Origin of the sequence: Mesorhizobium sp. 113-1-2, assembly GCF_016756475.1 — a bacterium.
Taxonomy (GTDB): domain Bacteria; phylum Pseudomonadota; class Alphaproteobacteria; order Rhizobiales; family Rhizobiaceae; genus Mesorhizobium; species Mesorhizobium loti_C.
Genome location: NZ_AP023242.1, coordinates 7254695 through 7279843 on the forward strand (window position 1 = coordinate 7254695; position 25149 = coordinate 7279843).

The following is a 25149-nucleotide window of genomic DNA, read 5'->3' on the forward strand; positions in this document are numbered from 1 at the left end:
CAGCCGCATGCCATGGCATGTGCGCGCGACAAGCCGGATTCCGGCCTGCCAACCTCCCTGTCCGCTCCTCGCCTGCGGATCTCTCTCGCTTTTCGAGGGGGATTATGCCCTTATTCATGAGCGCGACCAGAGAAGGATTATGCTTTCAAGGGTAATTTTGTGCTACGAGATTTGATCACCAACGGACAGTCGATGCGCACGATCTCGCTGCCGCGCGGCCGGCAACGCCTGCATGCCATGCCGACAAGCACGGGCTATGAGGTGCGCGAGGACGAGACCTACGACTGGGACGGACGCAAACGCGGCCAGACGCCGTTCACCGTGCTCCAGCACACGATCAGCGGCACAGGCCGGCTGCGCTACGAGAACCGCAACTACCGCCTGCAAGAGAACGACACGCTGCTGGTGCTGGTGCCGCACAACCACCGCTACTGGCTGGCCAAGGACGAGCGCTGGGAATATTTCTGGATTTCGATGAACGGCGAAGAGGCGCTGCGCATCCACAAGTCGATCCTCAGCGTCTCCGGTCCGGTGTTTCGGCTTAAGCCGGCGACGGTCGACCACCTTGCCGATTGCAGCCTGCGCCTCATCAAGGGGGCCGCTTCGCCAGGTGCCGCTTCCGCCGTAGCCTACGAGGCGGCGATGGCGCTCTATGACGATGTCTTCGGCTCGCACGCCTTTGCCGAGAAGCAGAGCGCCATGCAGCCGGTCATCGACCATATAAACTCCAATCTCGACAAGCCGCTGCCGGTGGCGGAGCTGGTCCAGATCAGCGGCCTCAGCCGCGCCCATTTCTCGCGCTGCTTCGCTGAGAGCGAAGGCTTGCCGCCGGCCGAATTCGTGCTGCAACAGCGCCTGCAGCGGGCGGCAAAGCTGTTGACCAAGGCGGACTTCCTGCCGGTGAAGGAAGTCGCCATCCTGTGCGGCTTCGAGGATGCGAACTATTTTTCGAAGGTCTTCCGCCGCCTCTACGGCACCACGCCAAGCCAATTCCGCACCACCGGCATGTATGCCAGTCTGCGAACCCCGACCAGGGGCGGCGTCAAGGTGCCGGACGACGAAACCTGACGCCGCTTTGCGGCCTGTTCTATCAGGCCGCGTGCAGGCTGCCGCCGTCCAGCCACTCGAGATCGGCAGGCGAAAGCGCGATGTCGAGCGCCCGCAGGCTGTCTTCCAGCTCACCCAGCGTGCGCGGCCCGATCAGCGGAACCGACGGGAAGGGCTGGTTGAGCACATAGGCCAGAGCGATCTGGATCGGGCTTTTATGCAGCCTGGCGGCGAGCTCGATGGCGCGGTCGCGACGGCCGAAATTGCGCTCCGAATACCAGACCCGCACCAGTTCCTCGCTGTCGTGCCTGTCGCGCCCGGCGCGCTCGGTGAAGAAGCCGCGTCCCTGGCTCGACCAGGCGAAATTCGGCATCTGCCTGGATGTCAGCCAGGCCTTCCAGTCATCAGTGGACGAGGTGACGCAACCCGCCCAGATCGGCTCCAGCATTTCGGCCAGCGAAAAATTGTTGGAGAGTGCGCCGGGCTTCTGCTTGCCGTTCTTCTCGGCATAGGCAATCGCCTCGTCCATGCGCTGCATCGTCCAGTTCGAGCCGCCGAACGGGCCACGGATGCGGCCTGCTTTAGCCTCTTGATCCATCGCATCGACGAATTCGCCGACCGGCACGTCCGGATTGTCGCGGTGCATGAAATAGATGTCGACATGGTCGGTCTGCAGGCGGTCGAGCGACTGGGCAAGCTGCTTGCCGATCACGTCGGGATAGCAGAGCGGCGAATGCGCGCCCTTGGCAATGATCACCGACTGCTCGCGCACGCCACGGTTTTTCAGCCATTCGCCAAGCAGCTTTTCGGTGTAGCCGGCGCCGTAGACAAAACCGGTGTCGAACAGATTGCCGCCAGCCTCGAAGAAGGCATCGAGCAGGATCGAACCCGAGGAGAATGTGCGGAAATCCTCGAAGCCGAGCGCCACCACCGATGCCGGCTTCGCCAGGCCCGGAATGGCGCGCTTGCCGATCGCCGTGCCGCCGGATCGCAGAGGCCGGCCGGATATGGTGCTGGTGCGCAGCGGGGCCTTTTCGATCTCATATTCCAGTCCGACCGCAGCGCGCCATCTGTCGAGCACGCGCAAGGTGCCGAGACTGTCGGCCCAGTCCATGCCCGGCCAAGCAAATTCCTGCCGCCCGGCGAGGATGGCCTCGCCGGCGCCGTCGACCTCGAAGGAATAGAGATGGCGCTTTTCGTCGACGCTGATCGTCTGGCGCGCGCCGTCGGCGCCGATCACGTCGATCCGGCCGAGGCCGACATCGCGATTTCCCCCGGCGAACCAGAAGTCCGGCACTTCGATACGGCCCTTGGTGCCGAGGATGCGCAGCACATTGTCCTGGTTGAGCGAGATGCTGCAGGAGACCTCGGCGAGGATGCCGCCGGGAAAGTGCAGCAGCGCCGAAGCCCATTCATCGACGCCGGACTGGCCAAGATGGGCCGTGCCAACCACCTTGTCCGGCTCGGCAAAGGGGAGGCCTGCCGCCGCCCCGGCAATCAGCCGCGCCATCGAGACGGTATAGCCGCCGACGTCGAGAATGCCGCCGCCGGCAGCTTCGTTGGCATAGAGCCGGTGCTCCGGCATGAAGCGCGGCATGGCGAAGCCGAAGCTCGACTTGATCATCCTGATCTCGCCGATGATATCGGACGTGATCAGTTCCACCAGCTTCAGTGTCTGCGGATGCAGCCGGTACATGAAGGCTTCGCCGAGAAAGGTGCCGGCCTTGCGCGCGGCATGGATCATGGCGTCGGCCTCGAAGGCGGTCAGCGCCAGCGGCTTTTCGCACAGCACGTGCTTGCCCGCTTCCGCCGCCCGGATCGCCCATTGCGCGTGGCCGGGATGCGGAACCGCAATGTAGACGGCATCGATGTCGGGATCGGCGAGCAGCGCTTCATACCCGTCGACGATGCGGGCGCCGGGAAAATTCTCGGCGAGGCCCGGCTTGCCGGGATTGCGCGCGCCGATGGCGACCAGTCTTCCGGTGCGCGAAGCGGCCACGCCGCCGGCGAAGGCCTGGGCGATGCTGCCCGGGCCGAGAATGCCCCAGCGAATGGGCGTGGTTACGGTCATTGTCATTCTCCTTGAAAGCTGGAAGGGGCGGCCGGTCAGCGCAGCCGCAACCCGTTTTCGTCGAACAGATAGGATTTGCGGATGGAGACGGTGACCTCGGAGGTGGTGGGAACCTTCGCCGCGTCGCGCTGGATCACCACATCTTCGCCATGGGCCGTTCGGGCGTAGAGAAAGCTCGTGCCGCCCAGGTGCTCGACCACGTCGATGGTCACGACAAGGTCGGTGTCGCCCTCCCCGGCACTGCCGAAATGCTCGGGCCGCACGCCGACGATGACCTTGCTGTCCGCGTCAGGCGCAGGGCCTGTCAGCGGCTGGATGATACGGGTCTTCTGCTGGCCCGCCAGTTCGATCACGACCCCGCGCGCATCGTGCCCGACGATTTGCGCCTTGATGAAGTTCATCTTCGGCGAGCCGACAAAACCGGCCACGAACAGATTGTCGGGATCGTCATAGAGATCGAGCGGCCGGCCGATCTGCTCGATATGGCCCGCGCGCAGCACGACGATCCGGTCGGCGAGCGTCATCGCCTCGGTCTGGTCGTGCGTGACATAGACCATCGTCGCGCCGAGTTCCTTATGCAGGCGCGAGATTTCGACCCGCATCTGGACGCGCAGTTCGGCGTCGAGATTGGAGAGCGGCTCGTCGAACAGGAACACCTGCGGCTCGCGCACGATGGCGCGGCCTATGGCGACGCGCTGGCGCTGGCCGCCCGAGAGTTTCTTCGGACGCCGGTCCATCAATTCGCTGATGCGCAGGATTTCCGCCGCGCGCTTCACCCGCCGGTCGGTATCGGCCTTGGGGTTGCCGGTCATGCGCAGGCCGAAAGACAAGTTCTGCTCGACGCTCATATGCGGATAGAGCGCGTAGGACTGGAAGACCATGGCGATGCCGCGGTCGGCCGGCTCGACATCGTTGACCAGCTTGCCGCCGATGGCGATCTCGCCGCCGCTGATGTCCTCGAGCCCGGCGATCATCCTGAGCAAAGTGGACTTGCCGCAGCCGGACGGGCCGACGAAGACAACGAACTCGCCGTCCTTGATGTCGATGTTGGCGCCATGAACGACTTCGAAGGCGCCGAAGCGCTTGACCACATTGCTCAGCGTAACGGTTGCCATGCTGCCTCTTACTTGACTGCGCCGGCGGCGATGCCGGCGATGAAATGGCGCTGCAGGAGCACGAAGACGATGAGCATCGGCACGGTCAGCATGACCGCGCCCGCCATGATGCCGCCCCACGACACTTTGGTGAGCCCGATCAGCGTGCCGAGCGCCACCGGCGCCGTCATCGAACCAGGCTGGCTGTTGATCAAAAGCGGCCAGAGGTAATTGTTCCAGGAAGCCAGGAACAGGATGATGGCGAGCGCGGCCAGCATCGGCCGCGCCAGCGGCAGCGCGACGAAGAGGAAGATGCGCCATTCCTTCACGCCTTCGACGCGGGCGGCATCGAACAGATCGTCCGGCATCATCGAAAAACTCTGGCGCATGAACAGCACGCCGAGCGAATTGAACAGCGGCGGCACGATCAGCGCCACCCAGGTGTTGGCGAGCTGGAAGTCGCGCGCCACCATGATGAATTGCGGGATCAGCACCACCGCATAGGGCAGCGTGATGGTGCCGAAGATGATGCCGACGACCACCCCCTTGCCGAAGAACTGGTAGCGGGCCAGCGCCCAGCCGGCCATCGACGTCAACAGCACCGACAGGATGGTGTAGGTCACCGCCACCGAGACGGAGATGCCGATGGCGCCGACGAAGTTGGTGTCGCGCTGCAGATTGTTGAAATTGTCGACGAAATTGCCGTGCGGCAGGAGCTCGATACCGGGGCTGAAAATGCCGTTGTCGGGCATCGTCGAGAACACCACCATCATCCACAGCGGAAACAGCCAGATCAGTGCCAGCGGGGTGAGGAAAAGATGCAATGCGATGCTGCGCCGCAGGCGGGCGGAAGAGAGCGAACTCATTGCTTTTCCCTCGTCAGCCACAGCTCCACCAGCGTGATCGCGATCGCCAGCGCCGCCATGGTGTAGGCAACGGCAGAGGCATAGCCGAAATTGAGCGACCGGAACCCCTGGCGATAGAGCAGCAGGCCGAGTGTCTCGGTGCCGCCACCCGGCCCGCCGCGCTCGGTGATCAGGAAGGGCTCGGTGAACAGCTGCATGGTGCCGATGATCGACAGCACCAGGCAGAAGACGATAACCGGCTTCAACAGCGGCAGAGTGATGTAGAAGAACTGCTTGAGCTTGCTGACGCGGTCGAGCGTCGCCGCCTCGTAGACATCCTCGGGGATGGACTGCATGCCGGCCAGAAGGATGATGGCGTTGTAGCCGGCCCAGCGCCAGGTGACCGCGATCATGATCAGCGCCATGGCCGGCGTGACATTGGAGAACCAGTCGATCTTGGGCAGCCCGACGCTGTTCAGGAGCTTGTTGACGATGCCGAAATCGAGGCTGAACATCAGCCGGAACACCGCCGAATAGGCGACCTCGCCGACCACCACCGGAGCGAAGAAGGCGAAGCGGTAGAGACCCCTCGCCTTCAGCAGCGGCGAATTCAAAAGCACCGCCATCACCATGGCGAGCGCGATCATCACCGGCACCTGGATGACCAGGATGAGCAGCGTGTTCTTCAGCGCATTGAAAAAGGCCGGATCGCCGATCAGCCGGCCCCAGTTGAAGCCGGGCGCGAAGCGCCAGGGCACGGTGCGTGTCGCCTGGAACGAGATTATGAACGAAGAGATGATCGGCCACACCCAGAAGACGGAAAAGATCAGCAGATAGGGGGCGAGGAAACGATAGGCCGTGGCGTTGCGGTTGCGCATCTTCCTCCTCCTCCTTCATATCCGATGTTTCAGACAAGCTCGCAGGCGCAGGGTCCGGGCGGCACGAGCCGTCCCGGACCCCGTCCCTGGGAGGTTATGATTTGACGGGCAATCCGGTCGCCGCGGCGATCTGTTTTGCGGCGTCGTCGAGCGCTGCCTTGGCATCGGGATAGCCGCCGCCCAGATATTTGGTCTGCACAGCGCGAACGATGATTTCGGCGTCGCTCTGGAACTGCGTGCCGCGGCTGGGGACGACCTTGGGCAAGGTGCCCAGAATATCCTTCCACACCGCCTGGCCACCCCAATAGGGCAGGCCTTGGCTCACGTAGGGATCGTTCAGCGCCGAGACCAGCGAGGGGACGAGGCCAAACTCCTTCAGCATGGTGATCTGGCCTTCATTGGTTCCGAGCGTATATTTCAGGTACTCGTAGGCCGCTTCCTTGTTCTTCGAGGCCGAAGTGATGGCCAGCGACGACCCGCCGAGATTGGCAGCACGCGGGCCGTCAGCGGTGAGGCTCGGCATCAGATAGACGCCCCATTTGCCGTTTTCACCGGCCGATTCGGTGCGGATGGTGCCTTCATACCAGCCGCCATAGATTTGGGTGGCGACAGTGCCGGCCGTGTTGTTGGTGATCTTGGTGCCCCAGTCGGCGGACGAGACGATGCCGGCGTCCTTCATCTCCTTGACCTTGATCATGGCGTCGACGCATTTGGGCTGGTTGACCGTGATCGACTGGCCGTCCTCGGAGAAATAGGCGCAGCCCTGTTCGTTGGAGATCATGCGGAAGAATTCGCTGTCGCCGTTGAAATCCGCGTTGGTCATCGAGACGCCCGGATTGGCGGCCTGGATCTTCTTGCCGGCGGCGATGAAATCGTCCCAGGTCTTGATCGACGCCGGGTCGACACCGGCCTTCTCGTAGAAGTCGCGGCGATAGAAGGCGGCGACCGGGCCGGAATCCCACGGCATGGCATAGGCCTTGTCGCCGACCTCGAGCTCGGTGCGTTTGAAATCGGGGAATTTCTTCTGGTCTTCCGCCGTGTAGCCCAACGTGTGCAGGTCGACGAAGCAGTCGGGGAACTGGCTCCAGTAATTCTCCGCCTCGCCATTCTCGATGGTGACGATGTCGGGCAGGCCGACGCCGCCGGCGGCACATCCGGCGATCGACTTGTCGTAGGTCGGCTGGTTGCCGAGATCCTGGACGGTGACCTTGATGTCGGGATGCAGCTTGTTGAAGCCGGCCACCGTTGCCTTCAGCGACGAAGCGGCGACATTCCAGCTCCAGATGGTGATTTCGCCGGACTGCGCAAAGGCCGGGGCTGAGCCCAGGGCAAGCGCGAGCGCGGCGCAGGTCAGTGTGATGCGCATTGAAATCCTCCCATTTCATTTGCTCTCTCTGCGAGCGTGGCTAGACTATGCAGCGCGGAAGGCTTGTCGCCGACAAAGGGAATACGAAATTGGCGGAAAGTAAGATGCCCGAACGGCCGTTTTACCAGCCGGGCGCCAGCAGCGTCGAAGGCCTCCCGCTGCTCCTGCAGATGTTTCACACCGCTCCGCTGGTGATGCTGAAGCCGCATTGGCATGCCCAGGTGGAGGTGAATTTCATCGTGCGCGGCAGCGTGCACTACCGCATGAACGAGCACGAAATCTCGCTTTCGGCCGGCGAGATGTGCTTCTTCTGGGGCGGTCTGCCGCACCAGATGGACGATCTCAGCGACGACGCCATCTATGCCGGCGCGCATCTGCCCCTGGTGCATTTCTTCCGGCTGCATCTGCCGGCGGATGTGCGCCACCGGCTGATGACGGGCGCGACGCTGGTGACCGCCGCCACCGATCAATCCGACAACGATAATTTCGCCCGCTGGAACCGCTACGCCCGCTCGGGCGATCCGGCCAAGGCCGAGCACGCCGTCAACGAGCTTCTGCTGCGGCTGGAGCGGGTGCGGTTCGAGCCTTACCGGCTGGTGCCCGAAACGGCGGCCGGACAGGAAGCCGGCAGTGCCTTCGACCAGCAATCGTCGCGCAATGTCGGGCGCATGTGCGATTTCATCGCCGAGAATTTCCTCTACGACATCGATTGCATGAACATCGCGGCCGCCGCCGATATCCATCCCAAATACGCCATGAGCCTGTTCAAGAAATCGACCGGCATGACGCTCAATGAATATGTCAACCTGTTGCGACTGAGCTACGCGCAGGCGCTGCTTATGCATCAGGACGCCAATGTGCTGCGCGTCGCCATGGATTCCGGTTTCGGCTCGCTCAGCGCCTTCAACAAGTCGTTCCGTAAGCTGGCCGGCATGACGCCGTCTGATTTTCGCAAGGGTGTGGCCGGAGGCGCCAGGTAGAGGCCACAGGCCGTTGCCCTTGCCTTTTGGCACTGCGGCATCTCGATCGTCGGCTAAGAACGGATTGCGCCAATTTCCGCGCGCCTTGGTGGCGTGGATAAAGACGCTGGAGACCAAAGGACCAGCTTGCGGGCGCCATTCCGGCAATGAAAGCGCCTGACAAAGCCGGCCTTTCCACAGCCTCGCTTTTCCTGCCGGAAATCGACAGCTGGGCGCTGGACAGGCTAAATTCCCGTGCTATAACCCACGCGCTTTCAAGGGGCGCCCACGGCGCCTTGATGAAATCCGGTTTACGCGTTTTCGTTTGCCGGAACAGGCCCAGATAGCTCAGTTGGTAGAGCAGCGGACTGAAAATCCGCGTGTCGGTGGTTCGAATCCGCCTCTGGGCACCATCCCCTCTTCTCCCGACAGTCTCTTTCGCCGAAGGCTCTACGCTTCTGTCTCGGCAACTAGCTGAAATACTTACTGATTTCGGTTCCCAAAGCGCGGGTGGTCGGGTTTCGTGGAATTTCGGCGCAGTTGGTCCAACGAGGCGGGGGGCTGGTATTTTCGCTGGTATTGGAGATCCTGATGGTATCGATGCAGCCAAATGGAGGTCCCGAAAATGGCTCTTTCCGACGTAAAATGCCGTAATGCCCGACCCGCTTCCAAGCTCGTGAAATTGTCTGACGGTGGCGGGCTCCAGCTTTGGGTGCAGCCTACCGGATCTCGCCTATGGCGCCTCGCCTATCGTTTTGGCGGCAAGCAGAAGCTTCTGGCGTTGGGCAGCTATCCCCTCATCTCCCTCGCTGAGGCACGCGAGGCGCGCGATACCGCCAAACGTCTCCTCCTACGTGGCATCGACCCCGCACAGGAGCGTAAGTCGCAAAAGGCTTCGGCGGAGGACACCTTTCGCTCAATCGCGGAGGACTATGTCGACAAGCTGAAGAAGGAGGGACGTGCCGACCGGACCATCACCAAGGTCAAATGGCTGCTCGACTTTGCCTATCCAACGTTTGGGGACAAAAGCGTTCGGGAGATCGATCCGGCTACAATTCTTGCCGCTCTCCGCAGCGTGGAGGTTCGTGGTCGATACGAGTCGGCCAGGCGAATGCGCTCCACCATCGGCAGCGTGTTTCGATATGCAATCGCAACCGCACGCGCCGATGTAGATCCGACGATCGCCCTGAGGGGCGCACTCGTCGGTCCGACGGTCACGCCCCGTGCCGCGGTTACCGATCCTAAGGCCTTGGGAGGCTTGCTGAGGGCGATTAATGCATTTGACGGACAGCCTACAACCCGAGCCGCTCTGAAGCTGATGGCCCTGCTATTTCCCCGCCCCGGCGAGCTGCGCGCGGCCGGATGGGACGAGTTCGATTTCGAAAGCTCGGTGTGGAGCATCCCTGAAGGACGCATGAAGATGCGACGGCCGCACCGCGTACCTCTTTCCACGCAGGCCGTCAGCGTCCTGACCTCACTTAGAGAAATCTCTGGTGGTGGATCGCTGTTGTTTCCTAGTGTTCGATCGGGTTCGCGCCCGATTTCTGACAACACGCTCAACGCCGCCCTGCGCCGTATGGGCTACCGCAAGGAAGAAGCTACCGCGCACGGTTTTCGAGCAACGGCATCAACTCTGCTAAACGAATGCGGCAAGTGGCACCCGGACGCCGTAGAGCGGCAGCTGGCCCACATTGAGAACAACGACGTTCGGCGCGCCTACGCCCGGGCAGAGCACTGGGAAGAGCGCGTCAGAATGATGCGATGGTGGGCCGATTATCTGGATGAACTCGAGAGCAAAAACTCGCGGGTGATCTCAATCGAGGGACACGAGGCAAGCCTGCTGTCCATACATCCTCGCGAGGGTCTAGTTTGGAAGCCAACAGCGACGGTTCGCCAAACGACGAGACGAACCTCCAACCTCCGAAAATCACACTGAACCCCGTCGAAAACACCGAAACTGGGCGACCAATGTTGCATGCCGGAGGGTCATCGTTTTCCACAGGAAATCAATAAGTTGGCCACACATTTCCTTCGTATTCTCTCCTGTGGTCCGGCGAACCTAAGGACCAGGAGGAGGACTAGTATTCCCTCTGCGGTGTCTCGTCGTCCCACAAGAAGGGTCGATTAACCCGTGACGAACGTGGCTGGTTTAGGGCCGTTACCAGCCTGGCGGGCTTCGGCTAGGATTAGCGATAAGCAGCCGTTCTGGAGGCGACCTCATTGTGGTTACTCGCCGTCAAATTCGAGAACCAAGATAGTGGCCGCCCGTCAACGTCACGCTTGGCGAACTTCTGTCGACACAACTCTTCGGTGAGCGTCTCTCAGCGGGAAATGGGCGACTGATCAGCCGGTGCTCCAGCGCAGGTTCCGTTCTGAGCGACGATTTTTTCTCAAGGCCAACCTCTCTTGACTTGAGCGTCGACGCCTTGGACTGCTTTGTGGCCTACTGCGGAAGGGCCAAGCCAAGGTCGGAGTATATCGGCCCGAGTTCCTCATCGGTCAGTAAACCTGGCGAGGTGGCGATGCTCGGAAAATTGCCCACCACGAAGTAGAGCAACAAAATCGAGGGCAAGGCGAACAGGGTCTGGGCCTCTCGCCGGCCCTTGATGCGCTCCATGATGAAATCCTTGGTGTTCAGCCAAAGGAGGATGTCTTCAATTGAGCTCTCGCCGGCCAGTGGGAGGTACGCGTCGATCAACTCACCGTCGAGAGTGGTGACAGTCGCGTCCACACCGATCTTGTCTCGGTAGTACACGGACAAGGCGTCGATCAGAGCCTTGACGCTCTTGACCGATGCGTCGATGAGGTTGCCGACTTGGCGGAAGTAGTCGTCAGTCGCTTCGATCAACGCCATCGCCTTTGCCGCAGCCCGCATCATCTCAGGCGTCGATTTGACGCTCGGCTTGTAGATTGTGTCGTGGGTGACTTCGCTGAAGGCATGCTGCAGCAGCGTGCGGACCTGGATCTCGCACGGAATGTCCAGCGGTATAGGGACGCCTTCGAATACGACCCCTGCCTTTGCCCGAACCACGTAGTGGACCGACTGGTATCCGAACTCCCAAGGCTTTCGGGCTCGCTCCTCGGCGAAGTCCCGGGCTTTTTCCCAGAACCAGTACTTGTCGCCGAATTCGGCGATCGCCTTCTCGACAACGGGTATTTCGTCGGATGTGAGCACGACGAAGCGGATGCCCACCTTGTCCTCCATGTCGTCATACGGGCTTGCGTAGCCCTTGCCGCGATAGAGTGCCTTTTGGATGAGCGACTTGCTCTCCTTCAGCCTTTGCTTAACCGGAAGGCGCAAGAACAGGTCCGGCGCCTCCACTTGGGTCGAGAGCCCCTCGATGACCGCGTGGATGACGAACCTACCCCAGGCATCGTAGTACTGCTGCTCCGCCTCCCAGCGTCGCAGGATCTCGAGCTCGGTGGTCATAGCTGTTCGGTGACTGGCCTGCGGACCGTGATCCTGGTCCAGCTTGCAGCCTCGCCTTCGGAAACATCGCCTGCCGGCACATCCTCGATTGTCACGGTGCCATTCCGTATCGCGTCCGGGGACGCAGAGAACTCGATGTCTGGACCGAACTTGTACTTCCGGCGCCGCAACCTTCCACCCATCTCGCTGATGTCCCGAACCACAGCTCTATTGGTCGGGAATTTCTTGGCTTCGAGGAACTTGTTAAACGGGTCACGCAATTCGGGTGGCAGATACGTGTCGCCGAACTGTTGCGAGGTGAACGTGGGTGCCTGATCTACCTTGACGAAGGCGAACAGCGCGTCGCCCAGGTCCCTTCGGAGATCTCGCTCATTTACCAAGGTGCGAACGAATTCCTTCGTGAGGTCGAAGAACTTCGCGGTTTCATATTTCCCGCTCTCAGGAAAGGCGCAGCCAAGAAAGCCGTCGTAGAAATATACGGCCGCGTTCTCTCGGCGGGCGGCGGTGATATTGCTATCAAATACGAAGCATCGCCAATTTGTGCTCGCCGTGACAGCGGCATCTTCAGAGATGAACAGAGCAAGCTTGTAAAGTCTCGTGGCTGGCGTCAGGAAGATGTTCTCGAGGAATTCGGTCACAACTTTTGCCGCAGCCAGTCGGCGTTGAAAGCCGGACTGCATCTCCGCTTTAATCACCCCTAAGAAGGGCTTTCCGTCGCCACCGACTTTCCCATCGAAGACTAGAAGCATTCCACCGGGAATCCCTCGTGATTTCTGTGCGTCAGCGAGGGCATCGGCCATGTGATTGGAGATGCTAGGGAAATCGGTGTCGGTTGCGAGAACAAGACGTCGAGCAGTCCCAACCACGCTCGCGTCATTGGTCTTCACTATCTGCATCTCTATGCTCTTGGACTGTGCGGAGAGCGCGTCGGTGATACGCATCCCAAAATGACTGAGAGCCTTGGCATCCAGTATTTCGAGATCCTTCCCGTAGGATGGCGGCACTACATTGGGCCCGTCTTTCCTCTGGAATACCTCATGCATAACGACTCGGCCGATAGAAAGATTCTCTACAAGCAAAACTCGATCCCCCTTCGAAAATATTGAAGAATATTATTCTGAGCGGGTTAAGGAAGGATATCAGAACAAAACAAGAACACAAGGCCGCCGACATAGGAACAGTGCGGGAGGAATCTTAGGCAGGGGTGCGAAGGGGCGGCCGCTACACGGCCGCCCCTTCGTTTCAAGGGATCATAACATGAGGCAGGAGAAGAGCGGTCTCGGGACGCTTGAAGTCTCCATGGTCGCCGATCGAACGGCCATCTCATTCGTCTAAGATTCGGTGACCACCCTCGTCTGTCACAGTTCGACTGCCGTTGCCCCGAACGCCTGCTTGCGAGGCATTGAACGATTGACGCTATGCCGAGTATGTGACGCGAGGCAGCCCTGACTCATTCGGCGGCAACCGTTCCAAGTCTCGGTAAATGACTTGACGTTTTTTGTGGCTGAAGGCAATTTGGTGATGGCCTCCCGCACAGGCCAGTGTGCCCACCATGCAAAGCCTCGCAGTGCGCTGTCGCTGAGATTAAACCAACCATTCCCTCCTGGGACGGGTCTGTCAGCAGTGGGCACATGGTGGATCCGTTACCACGATAGGAATGGATCATGAGCAATAGCGATCAACTGAAAGAACTGAAGACCGCTGCGCGAAACATTGCCCGCGCCAGGCGAATAAAACACGTAGGCGCGTTGGAAGTGATTGCGCAGGCATTGGGCTACCCGCATTGGAACGCGCTGACCAATGCAGAAAGGAAGGGATGGCGTCCGTCTGAGGCGGATCTGGCTATCGCTCGGGCGCTGGTGCTTGCCGAAAATCCGCTGATTTCCATAGATACTGATCCCTGGAGCGTGCTTGGCCCTGACAAGTTCGAGGGCGAACTGCAAGGGCACAGCTATCGGGTGAGCACGCATTCGGACGATGTTCGCATGTGGGGACGAGGTTGGGAGGTGACCTTACCCGAGGCCCCCTTAGCTCCTGCTCGTTTTCGAGTAACAGATCGCAGGCTCAAAGCGAACCCGATTGACCACACAAACTTCCGAAATGCCGCGCTCGAAATAGCTTCGGGTTGGCGCAAGCTGGTTCACGCGCGAATCGCGTCAGACTGGCCTCGTCGCTCAACGGTGCCAGACAGCACCGGCCGTGCCGAACACCCCCTAGGTCATGAGGTAAGTGACATCTGGTTTTGCTTGCATTGCGACCAGTCGTCTACCGGGGTTGAAGTTGCCGCGAACCTTTTTCACTGCCCGCGCTGCTTGGCATCTCCCCTCGACATTCACGCATCTCCTTGGTGGCAAGCTGATGTGACGAAGTAAGCGCCGGGGCTATGAACTATCCTACTTTTTCACAGTTCTTGCTGTGCCATGACATGGCGCAGCAAGACTGTCGCGGCATATGCCTCAATCGCTTATAGAACGCACAACCAGGCGGCGCCCTGTAAAAAGATTCACAGATGGAAGTTTGGCCTTATCGGTAACCGATCAGGACTCGATAAACGCAACGATCTTCTCATAGGTCAAACCGTTCGGCTCGCCGTCAAGGTAGGAGCGGATCAAGTCAGTTTGCGTGCTCCGGGCTGTCATGAGCGAGTGCTCTTCCATCTTATGATCAACGAGCGCTTGCTGGCCAACCATACGCATTTTCTGCAGCTGAAGCAGCCAAGCCGTCGTCATCTCGCGATGGTAGGAATACTCGTGTCCACGCTTAACCACCCGATCGAGGATTATGAGTTGTCCTGCAGGCGAGACATCTGGATGTGCTGTCACGGCGAGGCTAACATCGGTCTTCTTACCGTCATACTCCAGCCAGGCGTGGGAAATCATTATGTCGTCGGTTCCGTCATTGACGTAACCGACGACCGGAACCGTGGTAATTCCATACTTGTTTTTTAAAACTCATGCAGAAAACGCAAACGGGAGAACCTGGCGGCCCGCATCGGGCTTCCACACGCTCTCGCAGAGCTCAGCGGTATTGGGCTGCCTCGTTCGAGTCCTCGCGCAGCCGGGTCGCAGCGTCGCGTGCTTCCGCAATCTCTGGAGAAATCATTTGGAGTCGCCTGTATTTTCCTGGTCGTATATTCTAGTCAGCGCGACCGACGAAGTTCGGCCAAGCGATCGGCCAAATCGACCTACCGATCGCAAATTTGTACATGCTATCAATGCGCTAAGCATAGCGAATATCGGCCATCATCGGCATCGGCATTGGCGTCGTCGATCAACCGTCTCGGTGAAGCCGAGGTAGCGCCTAACATCGGCCAAATGATCGGCCAGTTATGGGCGCTCAGCTAAAATTTCAGTTGACATATACGTACTTAGCGCGATCTAACATCGGCCAATCATGGAAGAGACCGTACAGCGCATCGAGCCGGCGCGCCTGGAAGACGTTGCGGAGCCTATCTCCGACGCGCTGGCTGAGCTGTCAGCAAGCTCGGCGGTTCTCGGCGCCAAGCTGCATCCGCGCACGGCCGCGAACCTGGCGGATCTCGTGCGCATCATGAACACCTATTACAGCAACCTGATCGAGGGCCACAACACACGCCCGCGCGACATCGAACGCGCCCTCGCCGGCGAATTCGACAAAGACCAGGAACGACGCAACCTGCAGGTGGAAGCCGCGGCCCATGTTCGACTGCAGGGGGAAATCGATCGCCTGGCCGCAGAGGGTCAGCTCCCAGAACCGGCTTCGCTTGATTTTTTGCGCTGGCTGCATGCGGAATTCTACCGTGACGCCGATGAGGCGATGTTGCGCATTCGCGGCGCAGACAGAGAATTCTTGATGGTTCCGGGTCGGTGGCGATCACAGCCTGAACATGATGTCACTGTCGGCCGCCACCAGCCGCCGTCAAGCGATCGCGTCGAAGCGTTCATGGAGCATTTCGCTAGCCGGTACCGCTTCCAACGTACGGGCAAAGCGGCTAGGATATTGGCGATTCCGGCCGCGCATCATCGGTTCAATTACATTCATCCCTTCCCAGACGGCAATGGACGCGTCAGCCGCTTGATGAGTCACGCCATGGCCCATGAGGCAGGAATCGCCGCGCATGGGCTGTGGTCGATTTCCCGAGGCCTGGCGCGGGGTCTGGAAAGCCGCGGCGACTATAAACGCATGATGGATCACGCCGACATGCCACGCCAAGGCGATCGCGACGGCCGCGGCAATCTTTCTATGCGGGCGCTGGCGGATTTTACCTTATGGTTTCTACGCGTATGCATCGACCAGGTCAGTTTCATGTCGAGCCTGTTCGATTTGAACCAACTAGCCCGGCGCCTGCAGCGGTTCGTTCAACGCTACGACCTGAAGCCCGAAGCTTTCCGGCTGCTCGAGGAGGCGCTTCTGCGCGGCGAGTTCGATCGCGGTGAGGCCTCACGTATCGCTGGCTTGCCGGAACGTACGGCCCGCCGCGTGTTTACCGAGGTGCTCGAGCTTGGCCTGCTTGCGTCCGATACCCCGAAAGGACCGGTATCGCTACGCTTCCCGGTCGACACGTTGGACGAACTGTTTCCTAAGCTATTTCCGGAAACTTAGCGTCGCATAACTGCGCCTACTGTTTCCCCGCCCCGGCGAGTTGCGAGCCGCCGGATAAGAAGAGTTCGACTTCAAAGGTTCGGTGTGGACCATCCCGGAAGCACGCATGAAAATGCGGCGGCCGCACCGCGTTGCACTTTCGAGGCAGGTCATCAAAATCCTGACCGATCTCAGAGACATTTCCGGCGGCGAGGCGCTGCTGTTTCCAAGTGTGCGATCGGGTTCTCGTCCGATTTCCGACAATACACTTAACGCCGCCCTGCGTCGCATGGGTTACAGCAAGAAAAAGCAGCGGCTCACGGTTTCCGAGCAACGGCATCAACTCTGTTGAATGAATGCGGCAAGTGGCATCCAGACGCAAGAGAGACAGCTGACCCATATTGAAAAGAACGACGTTCGGCGCACTTACGCCAGGGCAGAGCACTGGGAAAAGCGCGTCAGTATGATGCAGTGGTGGGCCGATTATCTGGACGAAATTGGGTGCACGAAACCTGCAGTTGAACCCAAACAAGTGTAACTGCAACCCCGTGTCCGCACCTATCGTGAACATGAACATCAGCTTTGCGTACGTTATGACAATGGCCGCGTCTATGTTGGGGCGGAACCGGCGACGCAGTCCTTCGAGGGACAGGGGCTTTTCACAAATCTACGTCAAGCGACTTAACTGGTTGTGGAGCTTCAATCGTTATTCCGAGTCGGCTGACGGGAGGCGTCAGCACAGCGTCAGGAACAGCGGTCTGGCTCAGCGTTCCGGCTTGTCGTCCCGGAGGATGCGCTCAGCGGCTCCGTCAAGATCCTCATATTGGCCACTCTTCAACGCCCACAGAAAGCCAGTCAGCCCCAGTGCGCCAAGAAATAGGGCGACTGGCATGAGGTAGACGAGTATCGTCATGATGACCGCGCTGATGGGTGAATGCCGGAATGCGATGCCGAAGAAGCCCTCGTCAGCTCGGCGAGCCTAAAGCCCTGCAGGCGCAGCGCGTTTCCGATGACCAGCAGCGATGAGGCCGACATCGCGATCGCCGCGATCAACGGCGTGACGTGCCCGAGAATGGCAATCGGCACGGCGACAGCGTTGTAGACGATCGCAATGGCGATATTCTGCCGGATCAGCCTTCCCGCTTGCCGCGAGACATCCAGCGCCAGGGGCACCGCCAGCAGGCTTTCGCGCAGGAACACGAAATCGGCCGCGTTGCGGCCAATATCGGCGGCGGTTGCCGGCGCGATCGAGACATGCGCGGCAGCGAGGGCCGGCGTGTCGTTGAGCCCGTCGCCCACCATCAGAACCTTGTGGCCCGCCCTGGCCAGCACCTCGATCCGCTCAACCTTGCCGGAGGGAAGCAGCGCCGGAACGAAACTCTCGATATCCAACGTCCCGGCAACCTCGCCGCAGGCATGGGCTATATCCCCGGACAGCATTTCGACCGACACGCCGGCATTCTTCAATTGCCCGACCGCCGCCTTGGCGTCGGCGCGCGTAGCGTCCTCGAACGTGAAGGAGGCGACGATCCTCCCATTCTTCGAGAGCACCGTCCCGCCATAGCCGCCATACTTGCCTTCGCCACCGGTCCGGGCTTTCCATCCGGCCCAGCCGCGCCGGCCAAGACGCCAGGTGCTGTCCGCGGTCGTCGCTTCGATGCCGAGACCCGGGTGCTCGCTGACGGCTTCCAGCTTCGGCTGGCCGGCAAAACCCGCGAATGCGGCGATGGCCTTCGAGAACGGGTGACGGGAGTGCGCCGCCATGTCGGCTGCGATCGCCAGCATCGCCGGATCGATGGTCGACGCGTTGACCAGCCTGGGCTGACCGAGCGTTAGCGTGCCCGTCTTGTCGAATACCGCCACGTCTATCGCGGCCAGGCGCTCCATGGCCGATCCGTCCTTGACCATCATGCCGGCTTCGAACAAGCGGCGCGCCGCGACCACTTGCACGATCGGCACGGCCAGACCGAGCGCGCACGGGCATGTGATGATGAGAACGGCGATCGCGATCGTCACTGCCCGGTGCCAGTCGCCGGTTACCGCCATCCAGCCAAGGAACGTCACGAAGGCGGTGAGATGGACCACCGGCGCGTAGAGCGCCGAGACACGGTCGGCGATCCGCCGATAGTGCGCACGACCACCTTCGGCGGCTTCCATCAGCCGAACCATTTCCGCCAGGAAGGAGTCCTTTGCGGCAGCGGTCGCTTCGATGGTCAGCGGGCCGGTAAGATTGAGCGTGCCGGCCTGAACCTGTTCCCCGGACGCCACGGTTTTCGGTGTGCTCTCGCCGGAAACCAGCGAGCAGTCGAGATCCGACGCGCCGCGAATGACCCTGCTGTCGACAGGCACCCTTTCGCCGGCGGCGACCAGCAGTTGCATGCCCGGTTCGATCTCGCCAACCGGCAGGTAGTCGCGCGCGCCATCGCCGCGCAGCACCATGGCGCCACGTGCGGCCAACTGGGACAGGCCTTTCACGGCGGTCCGTGCCCGTTCGCGCATGACGTGATCCAGGGTGCGGCCGATCAACAGGAAAAACAGCAGGGATACGGACGCGTCGAAATAGGCGTGATCGCCATGATTGATCGTCTCGTAGAGGCTCATGGCATAAGCGAGCGACACCCCAACCGCGATCGGCACGTCCATGTTCATGCGGCCGTGGCGCAGTGCATTCCAGGCCGAGCGGAAGAAGATGCCGCCGGCAAAGGTGAGCGCCGGGATGGCGATCAATGCAGAGACCCAGTGAAACAGGTCGCGGGTAGCACCTTCGGCGCCGGACCAGACCGAGACCGAAAGAAGCATGATGTTGCCGGCGGCGAACCCGGCGACCGCGACCGCGCGGATCAGCTCGGCAAGCGTCTTGTCCTTCTTATCAGGGTCGGCTTCGAACAGGTGCGCCTGAAAGCCCAGCCGTCCCAGCGCGGCGACAAACGGAGGCACAGAGTCCCCACGCCACCGGATCGCGACCCGTTTCGTCGACAGGTTGACACGAGCGCCTTCGACGCGATCGAGCCTTCCGAGAGCCGTCTCGATGGCCTGGATGCACGCCGCGCAGTGAACCGTCGGCACTGAAAGGTCGGTCTGCCAAAGATTGTCGCCAAGCGATCGGCTCGCCAACCTGATCTCCTGGCTAGACGGCAGGACCGATGTGGTACTGGTCAGATCCAGCGCCAGTTCCGCGCTGGGTGCACAACAGCTCATTGCAGGGCTCCTTGCGAAATCATGATCCGGCGAACGTCGCGATAGGGCTCTGTCAGACCGGCATCGGCGTCGACTTCGACGATCCAGACGCCATCCCTTGGCAAGTGCTGCGCGGCAAATTCCTGGTCCGAGACGAGGGCGAGAGTGACGGCCTTGTCCCCAGCCTCGTAGGCGGGATGACGAAACAGTATCTTGACGCCATGCAACGGGACCGGCTTGCCGGTGGTATCGCTCAAGCTGTAGCGGACCTCACCCCGAGCGATCGTCAGTTTGCCGGTCCAGCCGAGTGCCGCCTGCGCGCGCCCTTCCTCGGCCTTTCGGTTGAATTGCTGGCTGGCCACATAGGTGTTCTCGACGACAAGGCCGGTCCAGCTCGTGCTGGCGAGTGTCGCCATCGTGAGATTGACCGCGATGATCACGCCGAAAAAGCCGAGAATGGTGAGCAGCATGTGCCTGCCGGTGAACTCACGCGTCTTTTGCGTATTGGTGCTCATCTGGCGATCTCCGGTGCGTTGAAGGTGGCGGTGTATTCGTCCGATTCGAAGCTCGCTCTGTCCTCGACGCGGAACTTGAAGGTTTGTGCAGCGTGCCGAACCTCACCCGCTGGCTGGCGCACGAAAACCTTCAGCATGTTCAGCCGGTCGGGTTCGACCGCGATGGCGAACAAGCGAGCTGCCGGCAGATCACTGCCGACGACGCTCATTTCGGCTCCCTGCAAGCCCTGCATCGTGACGACGATCGTCCTTGGCTCGGGGATCATGTTAAGCAGCTTGACGGTGTAACCGTTGCGGATCGAGCCGTCTGACAGGGTCACGAATTGCGGATTGCGGTCGTGCAGGACGTTGATCTCGAGTCGGTCGCGCGTCAGCAGCGAATAGATCAAGGCAAGCCCGACCGCCGTCCACGCGCCCATGTAGAAGAAGGTCCTCAGCCGGAAGATCTTGCGAATATGGAAATGCGCCAACCTGGCGGAGAATGTGCTGTCGGCCGTTCTGACGAGTGAAGGGTTCACGGGACCGGAGCCGCTTGCGGTCGCCACCGCCATGTTGGCGTTGTAGTCGGACAGCGTCGCATAGGAGATCAGCCCGCGCTCCTTGCCGAGCTTGTTCATGACGCCGTCGCAGGCATCAAGGCACAGCGCGCAAGTGATGCATTCGAGTTGTTGGCCGTCGCGAATGTCGATCCCCATCGGGCAGACTGCGACACAGGCATTGCAGTCGACGCAGTCACCGACCGGCTGCCCCGCAGCCTGGACCTTCTTGGCGTGCCGCGAACGAGGTTCGCCACGCCAGTCATTGTAGGTCACAGTGAGCGAATTCTCGTCGAGCATGGCAGCCTGGATGCGCGGCCACGGGCACATGTAGGTGCAGACTTGCTCGCGCATCAGCCCGCCGAACGTGTAGGTGGTCGCCGTTAGCACCGCGATGGTGACGTAGGCGACCGAAGCGGCGGTGCCGTTGAATACGTCGCCGATCAGCGTCGGCGCATTGGCGAAATAGAGGATCCAGGCGCCGCCGGTAGCTGCCGCTATGACCAGCCAGATGGCGTGTTTCGACACACGCAGCACCAGTTTGCGCGCGGTCCAGCGGCCGGCGTCGAGCTTCATGCGAGCGTTGCGATCGCCTTCGATCGCCCGCTCCACAACTAGGAAAAGATCGACCCATACCGTCTGCGGGCAGGTATAGCCACACCAGGCGCGGCCGACGGTGGACGTGATCAGGAAGAGGCCGATGCCGGCCATCATCAGAAGGCCGGCGACATAGTAGAATTCCTGCGGCCATATCTCGATGAAGAAGACGTAGAAACGGCGGTTGGCAAGATCGATCAGCACGGCCTGATCAGGAGCAAACGGACCTCGATCCCAGCGCAACCAGGGCATCAGATAATAGATGCCCAGCGTGATCGCCATCACCAGCCATTTGAAGCGGCGAAAGCTGCCCGAGGCGCGTTTAGGGAAGATTTTCTTGCGCGGAGCATAGAGCGGCTGTCGTGTCTTGGCGGAGTTGACCGCTTTTGCCTCGAGCCGCTCCATCTGCGTTTTATCCAGCACGTGCATCTCCACTCGCGCGCGGCCTATGACATCGTTGTGCGACGGACTTGTCTGCTTCGACAGACGTCCGGTCTGCAGTGAGCCCGCTTCGCCGTGTGGGCCGCGCCGCCTTGCTGCAGGTCAATCGCCGCATGCCGGAATGGTGTCGGGGCCCGACTCGTGCCGGGCCCCGTCGCTTGGCGGGGAGGGCCGAGAATAGGCTTCCGTTCCTATTCTCCGCCGCCAAGCGAATGGACATAAACCGCAAGTTCCTTAACCTTGGTCTCGCCGAGACGCCCGATCCAGGCCGGCATGACACCGTGCTTCGGCGCGCGGACTTGGACGGCGATGGCTGTCTCGCCGGGTGCGTAGAGCCAGATCGCATCGGTCAGATTGGGCGCGCCGAGCTCTTTGTTGCCTTTCGCATTATCGCCATGACAGGCGACGCAGTTTTCCCCGAATACCTTGGCGCCGGGCTCGATAAGACTTGCATCCTGGACCTTGCCCGAGAGGCTGGCGACATAGGCGCCGACCTGTGCGATCTGTTCGGGCGTGATGATGTCACCGAAGGGGGGCATTTCCGACTGCCGAGTATCCGGGTCGGATGCGAAACGGATGCCGTGCGCGATCGTTTGCTGGATCTGCTCGGTCGTGCCGCCCCACAGCCAGTCATCGTCGTTCAGGTTTGGAAAGCCCTTCGACCCTTGGGCGCCCGAGCCGTGGCATTGCACGCAATTGACCTTGAAGGTAGCTCCGCCGGCCGCTACCGCGAATTCACGCAGCGCGTCGTCGGCTGCGATCTCGGATACGGTCTTCTGCTGGATGGCCGCGACATATTTGCCCTTGGCGGCTTCGGCAGCCGCCAGCTCAATCTTGACAGCGTTGCGGCTAGAATAGCCAAGCACACCCTTGGTCGCGGAAGACAGCATCGGCCAAGCCGGATACGCAATTGTATAAGCCACCGCCCAAGCGACGGTGATGTAGAAGGTTATCACCCACCATCGGGGCAATGGGTTGTTGAGTTCCCTTATCCCGTCCCATTCATGACCGGTCGTTGAGATGCCCGAGACTTCATCGATATGCTCGCTGCTCATGATCAGTCGTCCTTGAGTGGAATCTGGGCGGCTTGATCGGCCTGTGTTTTGCCGCCGGGACGCAAGGAAAAGGCAATGCAGCCGACGTAGAAGAGCGCCATGGCAAGCAGACCCCAGCTGTCCGCGAATTCCCGCATCAAATTATAGCTCATTGCGTCCCCCTCAGCGGTAGCCGGCTGCATCGTCATAGGTCTTGAAATCGACCAGTGTTCCCAGCATTTGCAGATAGGCGACGAGGGCATCCATCTCGGTCACCTGCTGCGGATTGCCGTCCAGATCACCGAGTTTGGCTTTCGGATAGCGTTTCTCGACGCCGGAGGCATCGGCATTCGGGTCGGCCTGGGCCATCAGATCGGCATTGGCGTGCGCGATCATGTCATCGGAGTACGGGACGCCAACACGCGCGTTCGCAACCAGATGCGTCGAGAAGTCCTTCACCTCGATCGGAGCGTCCTTCAGGAACGCATAGCTCGGCATGATCGATTCCGGCACCACGGAACGTGGATCGGAAAGATGTGCGACGTGCCATGCGTTCGAATAGCGGTCACCGACCCGGGCGAGATCGGGCCCGGTGCGCTTCGATCCCCATTGGAAGGGATGATCGTACATCGACTCGGCGGCCAGGCTGTAGTGGCCGTAGCGCTCGACCTCGTCCCGGAAAGGCCTGATCATCTGGCTGTGGCAGAGGTAGCAGCCCTCGCGCACATAGATGTTGCGTCCGGCGAGTTCCAGTGGCGAGTAGGGCCGCATGCCTTCGACTTTCTCGATCGTGTTGTCGAGATAGAAGAGCGGCGCAATCTCGACGATGCCGCCGACGGTCACCACAAGAAGAGAGCCAACGAGAAGAAGCGTGGCGTTCTTCTCGATGATCGCGTGTTTGTCCATCAAGCCCATTGTCTGGCTCCCTATTCGGCAGGCCGGAGGGCGGGCTCGGAACCTGGCATTGGTTGCTCTTCGCGCTCGTGGCCAAGAATGGTCATGGTCACGTTCCAGGCCATGAGCAGGGCGCCGGTGAGGTACATCGCACCGCCGATGGCGCGCATGACGTAGAAGGGATGCATGGCGGCGACGGTTTCGGCGAAGGAGTAGACGAGGAAACCCTGCTCGTTGTATTCGCGCCACATCAGGCCCTGCATGATGCCGGAAACCCACATCACCGCGGCGTAGACGACGATTCCGAGCGTCGCCAGCCAGAAGTGCCAGGTGACGAGCCGCAGCGAATAGAGACGTTCACGATTCCACAGTTTCGGCACCATGTAGTAGATTGCGCCGAACGAGATCATGCCAACCCAGCCGAGCGCGCCGGAATGGACATGGCCGATGGTCCAGTCCGTGTAGTGCGACAGCGAATTGACCGTCTTGATCGACATAATCGGACCTTCGAAGGTCGACATGCCGTAGAAGGCGACTGCCATCACCATCATGCGGATGATCGGATCGGTGCGCAGCTTGTCCCAGGCGCCAGACAGCGTCATCAGGCCATTGATCATACCGCCCCATGACGGCATCCACAGCATGATCGAGAACGCCATGCCGAGCGTCTGCGCCCAGTCGGGTAAGGCGGTGTAATGCAGGTGGTGCGGGCCGGCCCAGATGTAGAGAAAGATGATCGCCCAGAAGTGGACGATCGACAGGCGGTAGGAATAGACCGGCCGGTTCGCCTGCTTGGGCACGAAATAATACATCATGCCGAGGAACCCGGCGGTGAGGAAGAAACCGACGGCGTTGTGGCCATACCACCATTGCGTCAAGGCGTCCTGGACGCCGGAGAAGGCGGAGTAGCTCTTCGAGCCGAGGAAGGAGGCCGGCATCGACAGGTTGTTGATCACATGCAACATCGCGATGGTCACGATGAAGGACAGGTAGAACCAGTTGGCGACGTAGATATGCGGCTCCTTGCGCTTCAGGATCGTGCCGAGGAACAGGATGAGATAGGCGACCCAGACGATGGTAAGCCAGATGTCCACATACCATTCGGGTTCCGCGTATTCGCGGCTCTCGGTGATGCCGAGCAGGTAGCCGGTCGCGGCCATGACGATGAACAGCTGGTAACCCCAGAAGACAAACCAGGCCAGTTTGCCGCCAAACAGCCGGGCGCGGCACGTGCGCTGCACGACATAGAGAGACGTGCAAAGCAAAGCGTTGCCGCCGAAAGCAAAGACGACGCCGGATGTGTGCAGCGGCCGCAGCCGGCCGAAATTGAACCAGGGTTGGATGTTGAGGTGAGGGTATGCCAGCTGCAGGGCAATGATCACACCGACGAGCATGCCGACGACGCCCCAGAATACCGTTGCAATGGCTCCGTAGCGGATTGGGCCATCCATGTAAGCGGAGGTGTCGACCGGAGCCGCCGGCTTGAAATCTGTGTTGCGCAGCAGGATCGCGGTAAAGCCAGCCACGGCGACGAACAAAACCCCCATATGCTGGCGAAAAGGTCCTTCTACGCCGAAGCCGGCAGCCACCAGGGCCGCAAAAGCAAACAGGCTTAGAACGACGATCTCCGTGCCGAATTTCATGACATGTCCCCGACCAGGATTCCAATGCGCGGACGCCAAATCCGCGGTGCATTAATTCCGTA

21 protein-coding genes, 1 tRNA gene and 1 pseudogene are annotated in these 25149 nt (G+C 60.8%); 7 read left to right on the forward strand and 16 right to left on the reverse strand.

Annotated features, from left to right (window positions below; all coding sequences use genetic code 11):
• Nucleotides 1-192 precede the first annotated feature (192 nt).
• A complete protein-coding gene (locus JN279_RS34935) occupies nucleotides 193-1068 on the forward strand; it encodes an AraC family transcriptional regulator (RefSeq protein ID WP_096458595.1) in 876 nt (291 codons plus the stop codon).
• 22 nt (nucleotides 1069-1090) lie between these two features.
• Here the strand turns inward: JN279_RS34935 and JN279_RS34940 are convergent, their stop codons facing one another.
• The 5 genes from JN279_RS34940 to JN279_RS34960 all read right to left on the reverse strand — a co-directional run bounded on the left by JN279_RS34940 (nucleotide 1091) and on the right by JN279_RS34960 (nucleotide 7301).
• Nucleotides 1091-3118: an aldo/keto reductase gene (locus JN279_RS34940; protein ID WP_096454004.1), complete on the reverse strand. Its 2028-nt coding sequence runs from the start codon at nucleotides 3116-3118 to the stop codon at nucleotides 1091-1093.
• Between the two features lie 35 nt (nucleotides 3119-3153).
• Nucleotides 3154-4233 carry an ABC transporter ATP-binding protein gene (locus JN279_RS34945; protein ID WP_096454002.1) on the reverse strand — a complete coding sequence of 360 codons (1080 nt, stop codon included), beginning with the start codon at nucleotides 4231-4233 and terminating at the stop codon, nucleotides 3154-3156.
• A gap of 8 nt (nucleotides 4234-4241) precedes the next feature.
• The gene (locus JN279_RS34950; protein WP_096454000.1) at nucleotides 4242-5078 is read right to left on the reverse strand and encodes a carbohydrate ABC transporter permease; all 837 of its coding nucleotides are present in this window, start codon (nucleotides 5076-5078) and stop codon (nucleotides 4242-4244) included.
• Complete coding sequence (locus tag JN279_RS34955) at nucleotides 5075-5935, reverse strand: carbohydrate ABC transporter permease (RefSeq protein WP_096453998.1); 861 nt, start codon at nucleotides 5933-5935, stop codon at nucleotides 5075-5077. The genes JN279_RS34950 and JN279_RS34955 overlap by 4 nt, the downstream gene beginning before the upstream one ends.
• 94 nt (nucleotides 5936-6029) lie before the next feature.
• Entirely contained in the window at nucleotides 6030-7301 is a 1272-nt protein-coding gene (locus tag JN279_RS34960; protein WP_096453996.1) for an ABC transporter substrate-binding protein, read from the reverse strand.
• Between the two features lie 104 nt (nucleotides 7302-7405).
• On the opposite strand from JN279_RS34960, the gene JN279_RS34965 reads away from it, so the two are divergent.
• From JN279_RS34965 to JN279_RS34975, 3 genes are all read left to right on the forward strand, one after another.
• Complete coding sequence (locus JN279_RS34965) at nucleotides 7406-8281, forward strand: helix-turn-helix domain-containing protein (RefSeq protein WP_096453994.1); 876 nt, start codon at nucleotides 7406-7408, stop codon at nucleotides 8279-8281.
• A 316-nt stretch (nucleotides 8282-8597) separates the two neighbouring features.
• A tRNA-Phe gene (locus JN279_RS34970) sits at nucleotides 8598-8673 on the forward strand.
• Nucleotides 8674-8885: 212 nt separating this feature from the next.
• The gene (locus JN279_RS34975; RefSeq protein ID WP_096458592.1) at nucleotides 8886-10196 is read left to right on the forward strand and encodes a tyrosine-type recombinase/integrase; all 1311 of its coding nucleotides are present in this window, start codon (nucleotides 8886-8888) and stop codon (nucleotides 10194-10196) included.
• Between the two features lie 507 nt (nucleotides 10197-10703).
• Here JN279_RS34975 and JN279_RS34980 read toward each other — a convergent pair.
• On the reverse strand, nucleotides 10704-11690 hold the full coding sequence (locus JN279_RS34980; RefSeq protein WP_096453992.1) for a GTP pyrophosphokinase: 987 nt from the start codon (nucleotides 11688-11690) through the stop codon (nucleotides 10704-10706).
• The gene (locus JN279_RS34985; RefSeq protein WP_202351457.1) at nucleotides 11687-12769 is read right to left on the reverse strand and encodes a nucleoid-associated protein; all 1083 of its coding nucleotides are present in this window, start codon (nucleotides 12767-12769) and stop codon (nucleotides 11687-11689) included. The genes JN279_RS34980 and JN279_RS34985 overlap by 4 nt, the downstream gene beginning before the upstream one ends.
• Before the next feature lie 585 nt (nucleotides 12770-13354).
• On the opposite strand from JN279_RS34985, the gene JN279_RS34990 reads away from it, so the two are divergent.
• Complete coding sequence (locus tag JN279_RS34990; protein WP_202351458.1) at nucleotides 13355-14062, forward strand: hypothetical protein; 708 nt, start codon at nucleotides 13355-13357, stop codon at nucleotides 14060-14062.
• A gap of 165 nt (nucleotides 14063-14227) precedes the next feature.
• Here the strand turns inward: JN279_RS34990 and JN279_RS34995 are convergent, their stop codons facing one another.
• Nucleotides 14228-14569 carry a hypothetical protein gene (locus tag JN279_RS34995; RefSeq protein WP_096453986.1) on the reverse strand — a complete coding sequence of 114 codons (342 nt, stop codon included), beginning with the start codon at nucleotides 14567-14569 and terminating at the stop codon, nucleotides 14228-14230.
• A 514-nt stretch (nucleotides 14570-15083) separates the two neighbouring features.
• Here JN279_RS34995 and JN279_RS35000 point away from each other — a divergent pair.
• Nucleotides 15084-16271, forward strand: coding sequence for a Fic family protein (locus JN279_RS35000; protein WP_006329252.1), 1188 nt, complete (start codon nucleotides 15084-15086; stop codon nucleotides 16269-16271).
• Between the two features lie 76 nt (nucleotides 16272-16347).
• A pseudogene (locus JN279_RS38770) lies at nucleotides 16348-16602 on the forward strand (tyrosine-type recombinase/integrase); the annotation flags it as partial.
• A gap of 411 nt (nucleotides 16603-17013) precedes the next feature.
• Here the strand turns inward: JN279_RS38770 and ccoS are convergent.
• From ccoS to ccoN, 8 genes are all read right to left on the reverse strand, one after another.
• A complete protein-coding gene (gene ccoS / locus JN279_RS35010) occupies nucleotides 17014-17163 on the reverse strand; it encodes a cbb3-type cytochrome oxidase assembly protein CcoS (protein ID WP_006329249.1) in 150 nt (49 codons plus the stop codon).
• A complete protein-coding gene (locus tag JN279_RS35015; RefSeq protein WP_202351459.1) occupies nucleotides 17160-19448 on the reverse strand; it encodes a heavy metal translocating P-type ATPase in 2289 nt (762 codons plus the stop codon). Before JN279_RS35015 ends, ccoS begins: the two co-directional genes overlap by 4 nt.
• A complete protein-coding gene (locus JN279_RS35020; protein ID WP_006329246.1) occupies nucleotides 19445-19942 on the reverse strand; it encodes a FixH family protein in 498 nt (165 codons plus the stop codon). Before JN279_RS35020 ends, JN279_RS35015 begins: the two co-directional genes overlap by 4 nt.
• Complete coding sequence (gene ccoG / locus JN279_RS35025; RefSeq protein ID WP_446720383.1) at nucleotides 19939-21504, reverse strand: cytochrome c oxidase accessory protein CcoG; 1566 nt, start codon at nucleotides 21502-21504, stop codon at nucleotides 19939-19941. The genes JN279_RS35020 and ccoG overlap by 4 nt, the downstream gene beginning before the upstream one ends.
• Before the next feature lie 203 nt (nucleotides 21505-21707).
• Nucleotides 21708-22571, reverse strand: coding sequence for a cytochrome-c oxidase, cbb3-type subunit III (gene ccoP / locus JN279_RS35030; RefSeq protein ID WP_010914033.1), 864 nt, complete (start codon nucleotides 22569-22571; stop codon nucleotides 21708-21710).
• Between the two features lie 2 nt (nucleotides 22572-22573).
• Complete coding sequence (locus tag JN279_RS35035) at nucleotides 22574-22723, reverse strand: cbb3-type cytochrome c oxidase subunit 3 (RefSeq protein ID WP_096453980.1); 150 nt, start codon at nucleotides 22721-22723, stop codon at nucleotides 22574-22576.
• A 10-nt stretch (nucleotides 22724-22733) separates the two neighbouring features.
• The gene (gene ccoO / locus JN279_RS35040; RefSeq protein WP_010914031.1) at nucleotides 22734-23465 is read right to left on the reverse strand and encodes a cytochrome-c oxidase, cbb3-type subunit II; all 732 of its coding nucleotides are present in this window, start codon (nucleotides 23463-23465) and stop codon (nucleotides 22734-22736) included.
• Between the two features lie 11 nt (nucleotides 23466-23476).
• A complete protein-coding gene (ccoN, locus tag JN279_RS35045) occupies nucleotides 23477-25087 on the reverse strand; it encodes a cytochrome-c oxidase, cbb3-type subunit I (RefSeq protein ID WP_010914030.1) in 1611 nt (536 codons plus the stop codon).
• Nucleotides 25088-25149 lie beyond the last annotated feature (62 nt).

Bases quoted from the DNA above. Each gene is read 5' to 3' on its own strand.
- JN279_RS34935 (WP_096458595.1), top strand. From the start codon at position 193: ATGCGCACGATCTCGCTGCCGCGCGGCCGGCAACGCCTGCATGCCATG.
- JN279_RS34940 (WP_096454004.1), bottom strand. From the start codon at position 3,118: ATGACCGTAACCACGCCCATTCGCTGGGGCATTCTCGGCCCGGGCAGC.
- JN279_RS34945 (WP_096454002.1), bottom strand. From the start codon at position 4,233: ATGGCAACCGTTACGCTGAGCAATGTGGTCAAGCGCTTCGGCGCCTTC.
- JN279_RS34950 (WP_096454000.1), bottom strand. From the start codon at position 5,078: ATGAGTTCGCTCTCTTCCGCCCGCCTGCGGCGCAGCATCGCATTGCAT.
- JN279_RS34955 (WP_096453998.1), bottom strand. From the start codon at position 5,935: ATGCGCAACCGCAACGCCACGGCCTATCGTTTCCTCGCCCCCTATCTG.
- JN279_RS34960 (WP_096453996.1), bottom strand. From the start codon at position 7,301: ATGCGCATCACACTGACCTGCGCCGCGCTCGCGCTTGCCCTGGGCTCA.
- JN279_RS34965 (WP_096453994.1), top strand. From the start codon at position 7,406: ATGCCCGAACGGCCGTTTTACCAGCCGGGCGCCAGCAGCGTCGAAGGC.
- JN279_RS34975 (WP_096458592.1), top strand. From the start codon at position 8,886: ATGGCTCTTTCCGACGTAAAATGCCGTAATGCCCGACCCGCTTCCAAG.
- JN279_RS34980 (WP_096453992.1), bottom strand. From the start codon at position 11,690: ATGACCACCGAGCTCGAGATCCTGCGACGCTGGGAGGCGGAGCAGCAG.
- JN279_RS34990 (WP_202351458.1), top strand. From the start codon at position 13,355: ATGAGCAATAGCGATCAACTGAAAGAACTGAAGACCGCTGCGCGAAAC.
- JN279_RS34995 (WP_096453986.1), bottom strand. From the start codon at position 14,569: ATGATTTCCCACGCCTGGCTGGAGTATGACGGTAAGAAGACCGATGTT.
- JN279_RS35000 (WP_006329252.1), top strand. From the start codon at position 15,084: ATGGAAGAGACCGTACAGCGCATCGAGCCGGCGCGCCTGGAAGACGTT.
- ccoS (WP_006329249.1), bottom strand. From the start codon at position 17,163: ATGACGATACTCGTCTACCTCATGCCAGTCGCCCTATTTCTTGGCGCA.
- JN279_RS35015 (WP_202351459.1), bottom strand. From the start codon at position 19,448: ATGAGCTGTTGTGCACCCAGCGCGGAACTGGCGCTGGATCTGACCAGT.
- JN279_RS35020 (WP_006329246.1), bottom strand. From the start codon at position 19,942: ATGAGCACCAATACGCAAAAGACGCGTGAGTTCACCGGCAGGCACATG.
- ccoG (WP_446720383.1), bottom strand. From the start codon at position 21,504: ATGCACGTGCTGGATAAAACGCAGATGGAGCGGCTCGAGGCAAAAGCG.
- ccoP (WP_010914033.1), bottom strand. From the start codon at position 22,571: ATGAGCAGCGAGCATATCGATGAAGTCTCGGGCATCTCAACGACCGGT.
- JN279_RS35035 (WP_096453980.1), bottom strand. From the start codon at position 22,723: ATGAGCTATAATTTGATGCGGGAATTCGCGGACAGCTGGGGTCTGCTT.
- ccoO (WP_010914031.1), bottom strand. From the start codon at position 23,465: ATGGGCTTGATGGACAAACACGCGATCATCGAGAAGAACGCCACGCTT.
- ccoN (WP_010914030.1), bottom strand. From the start codon at position 25,087: ATGAAATTCGGCACGGAGATCGTCGTTCTAAGCCTGTTTGCTTTTGCG.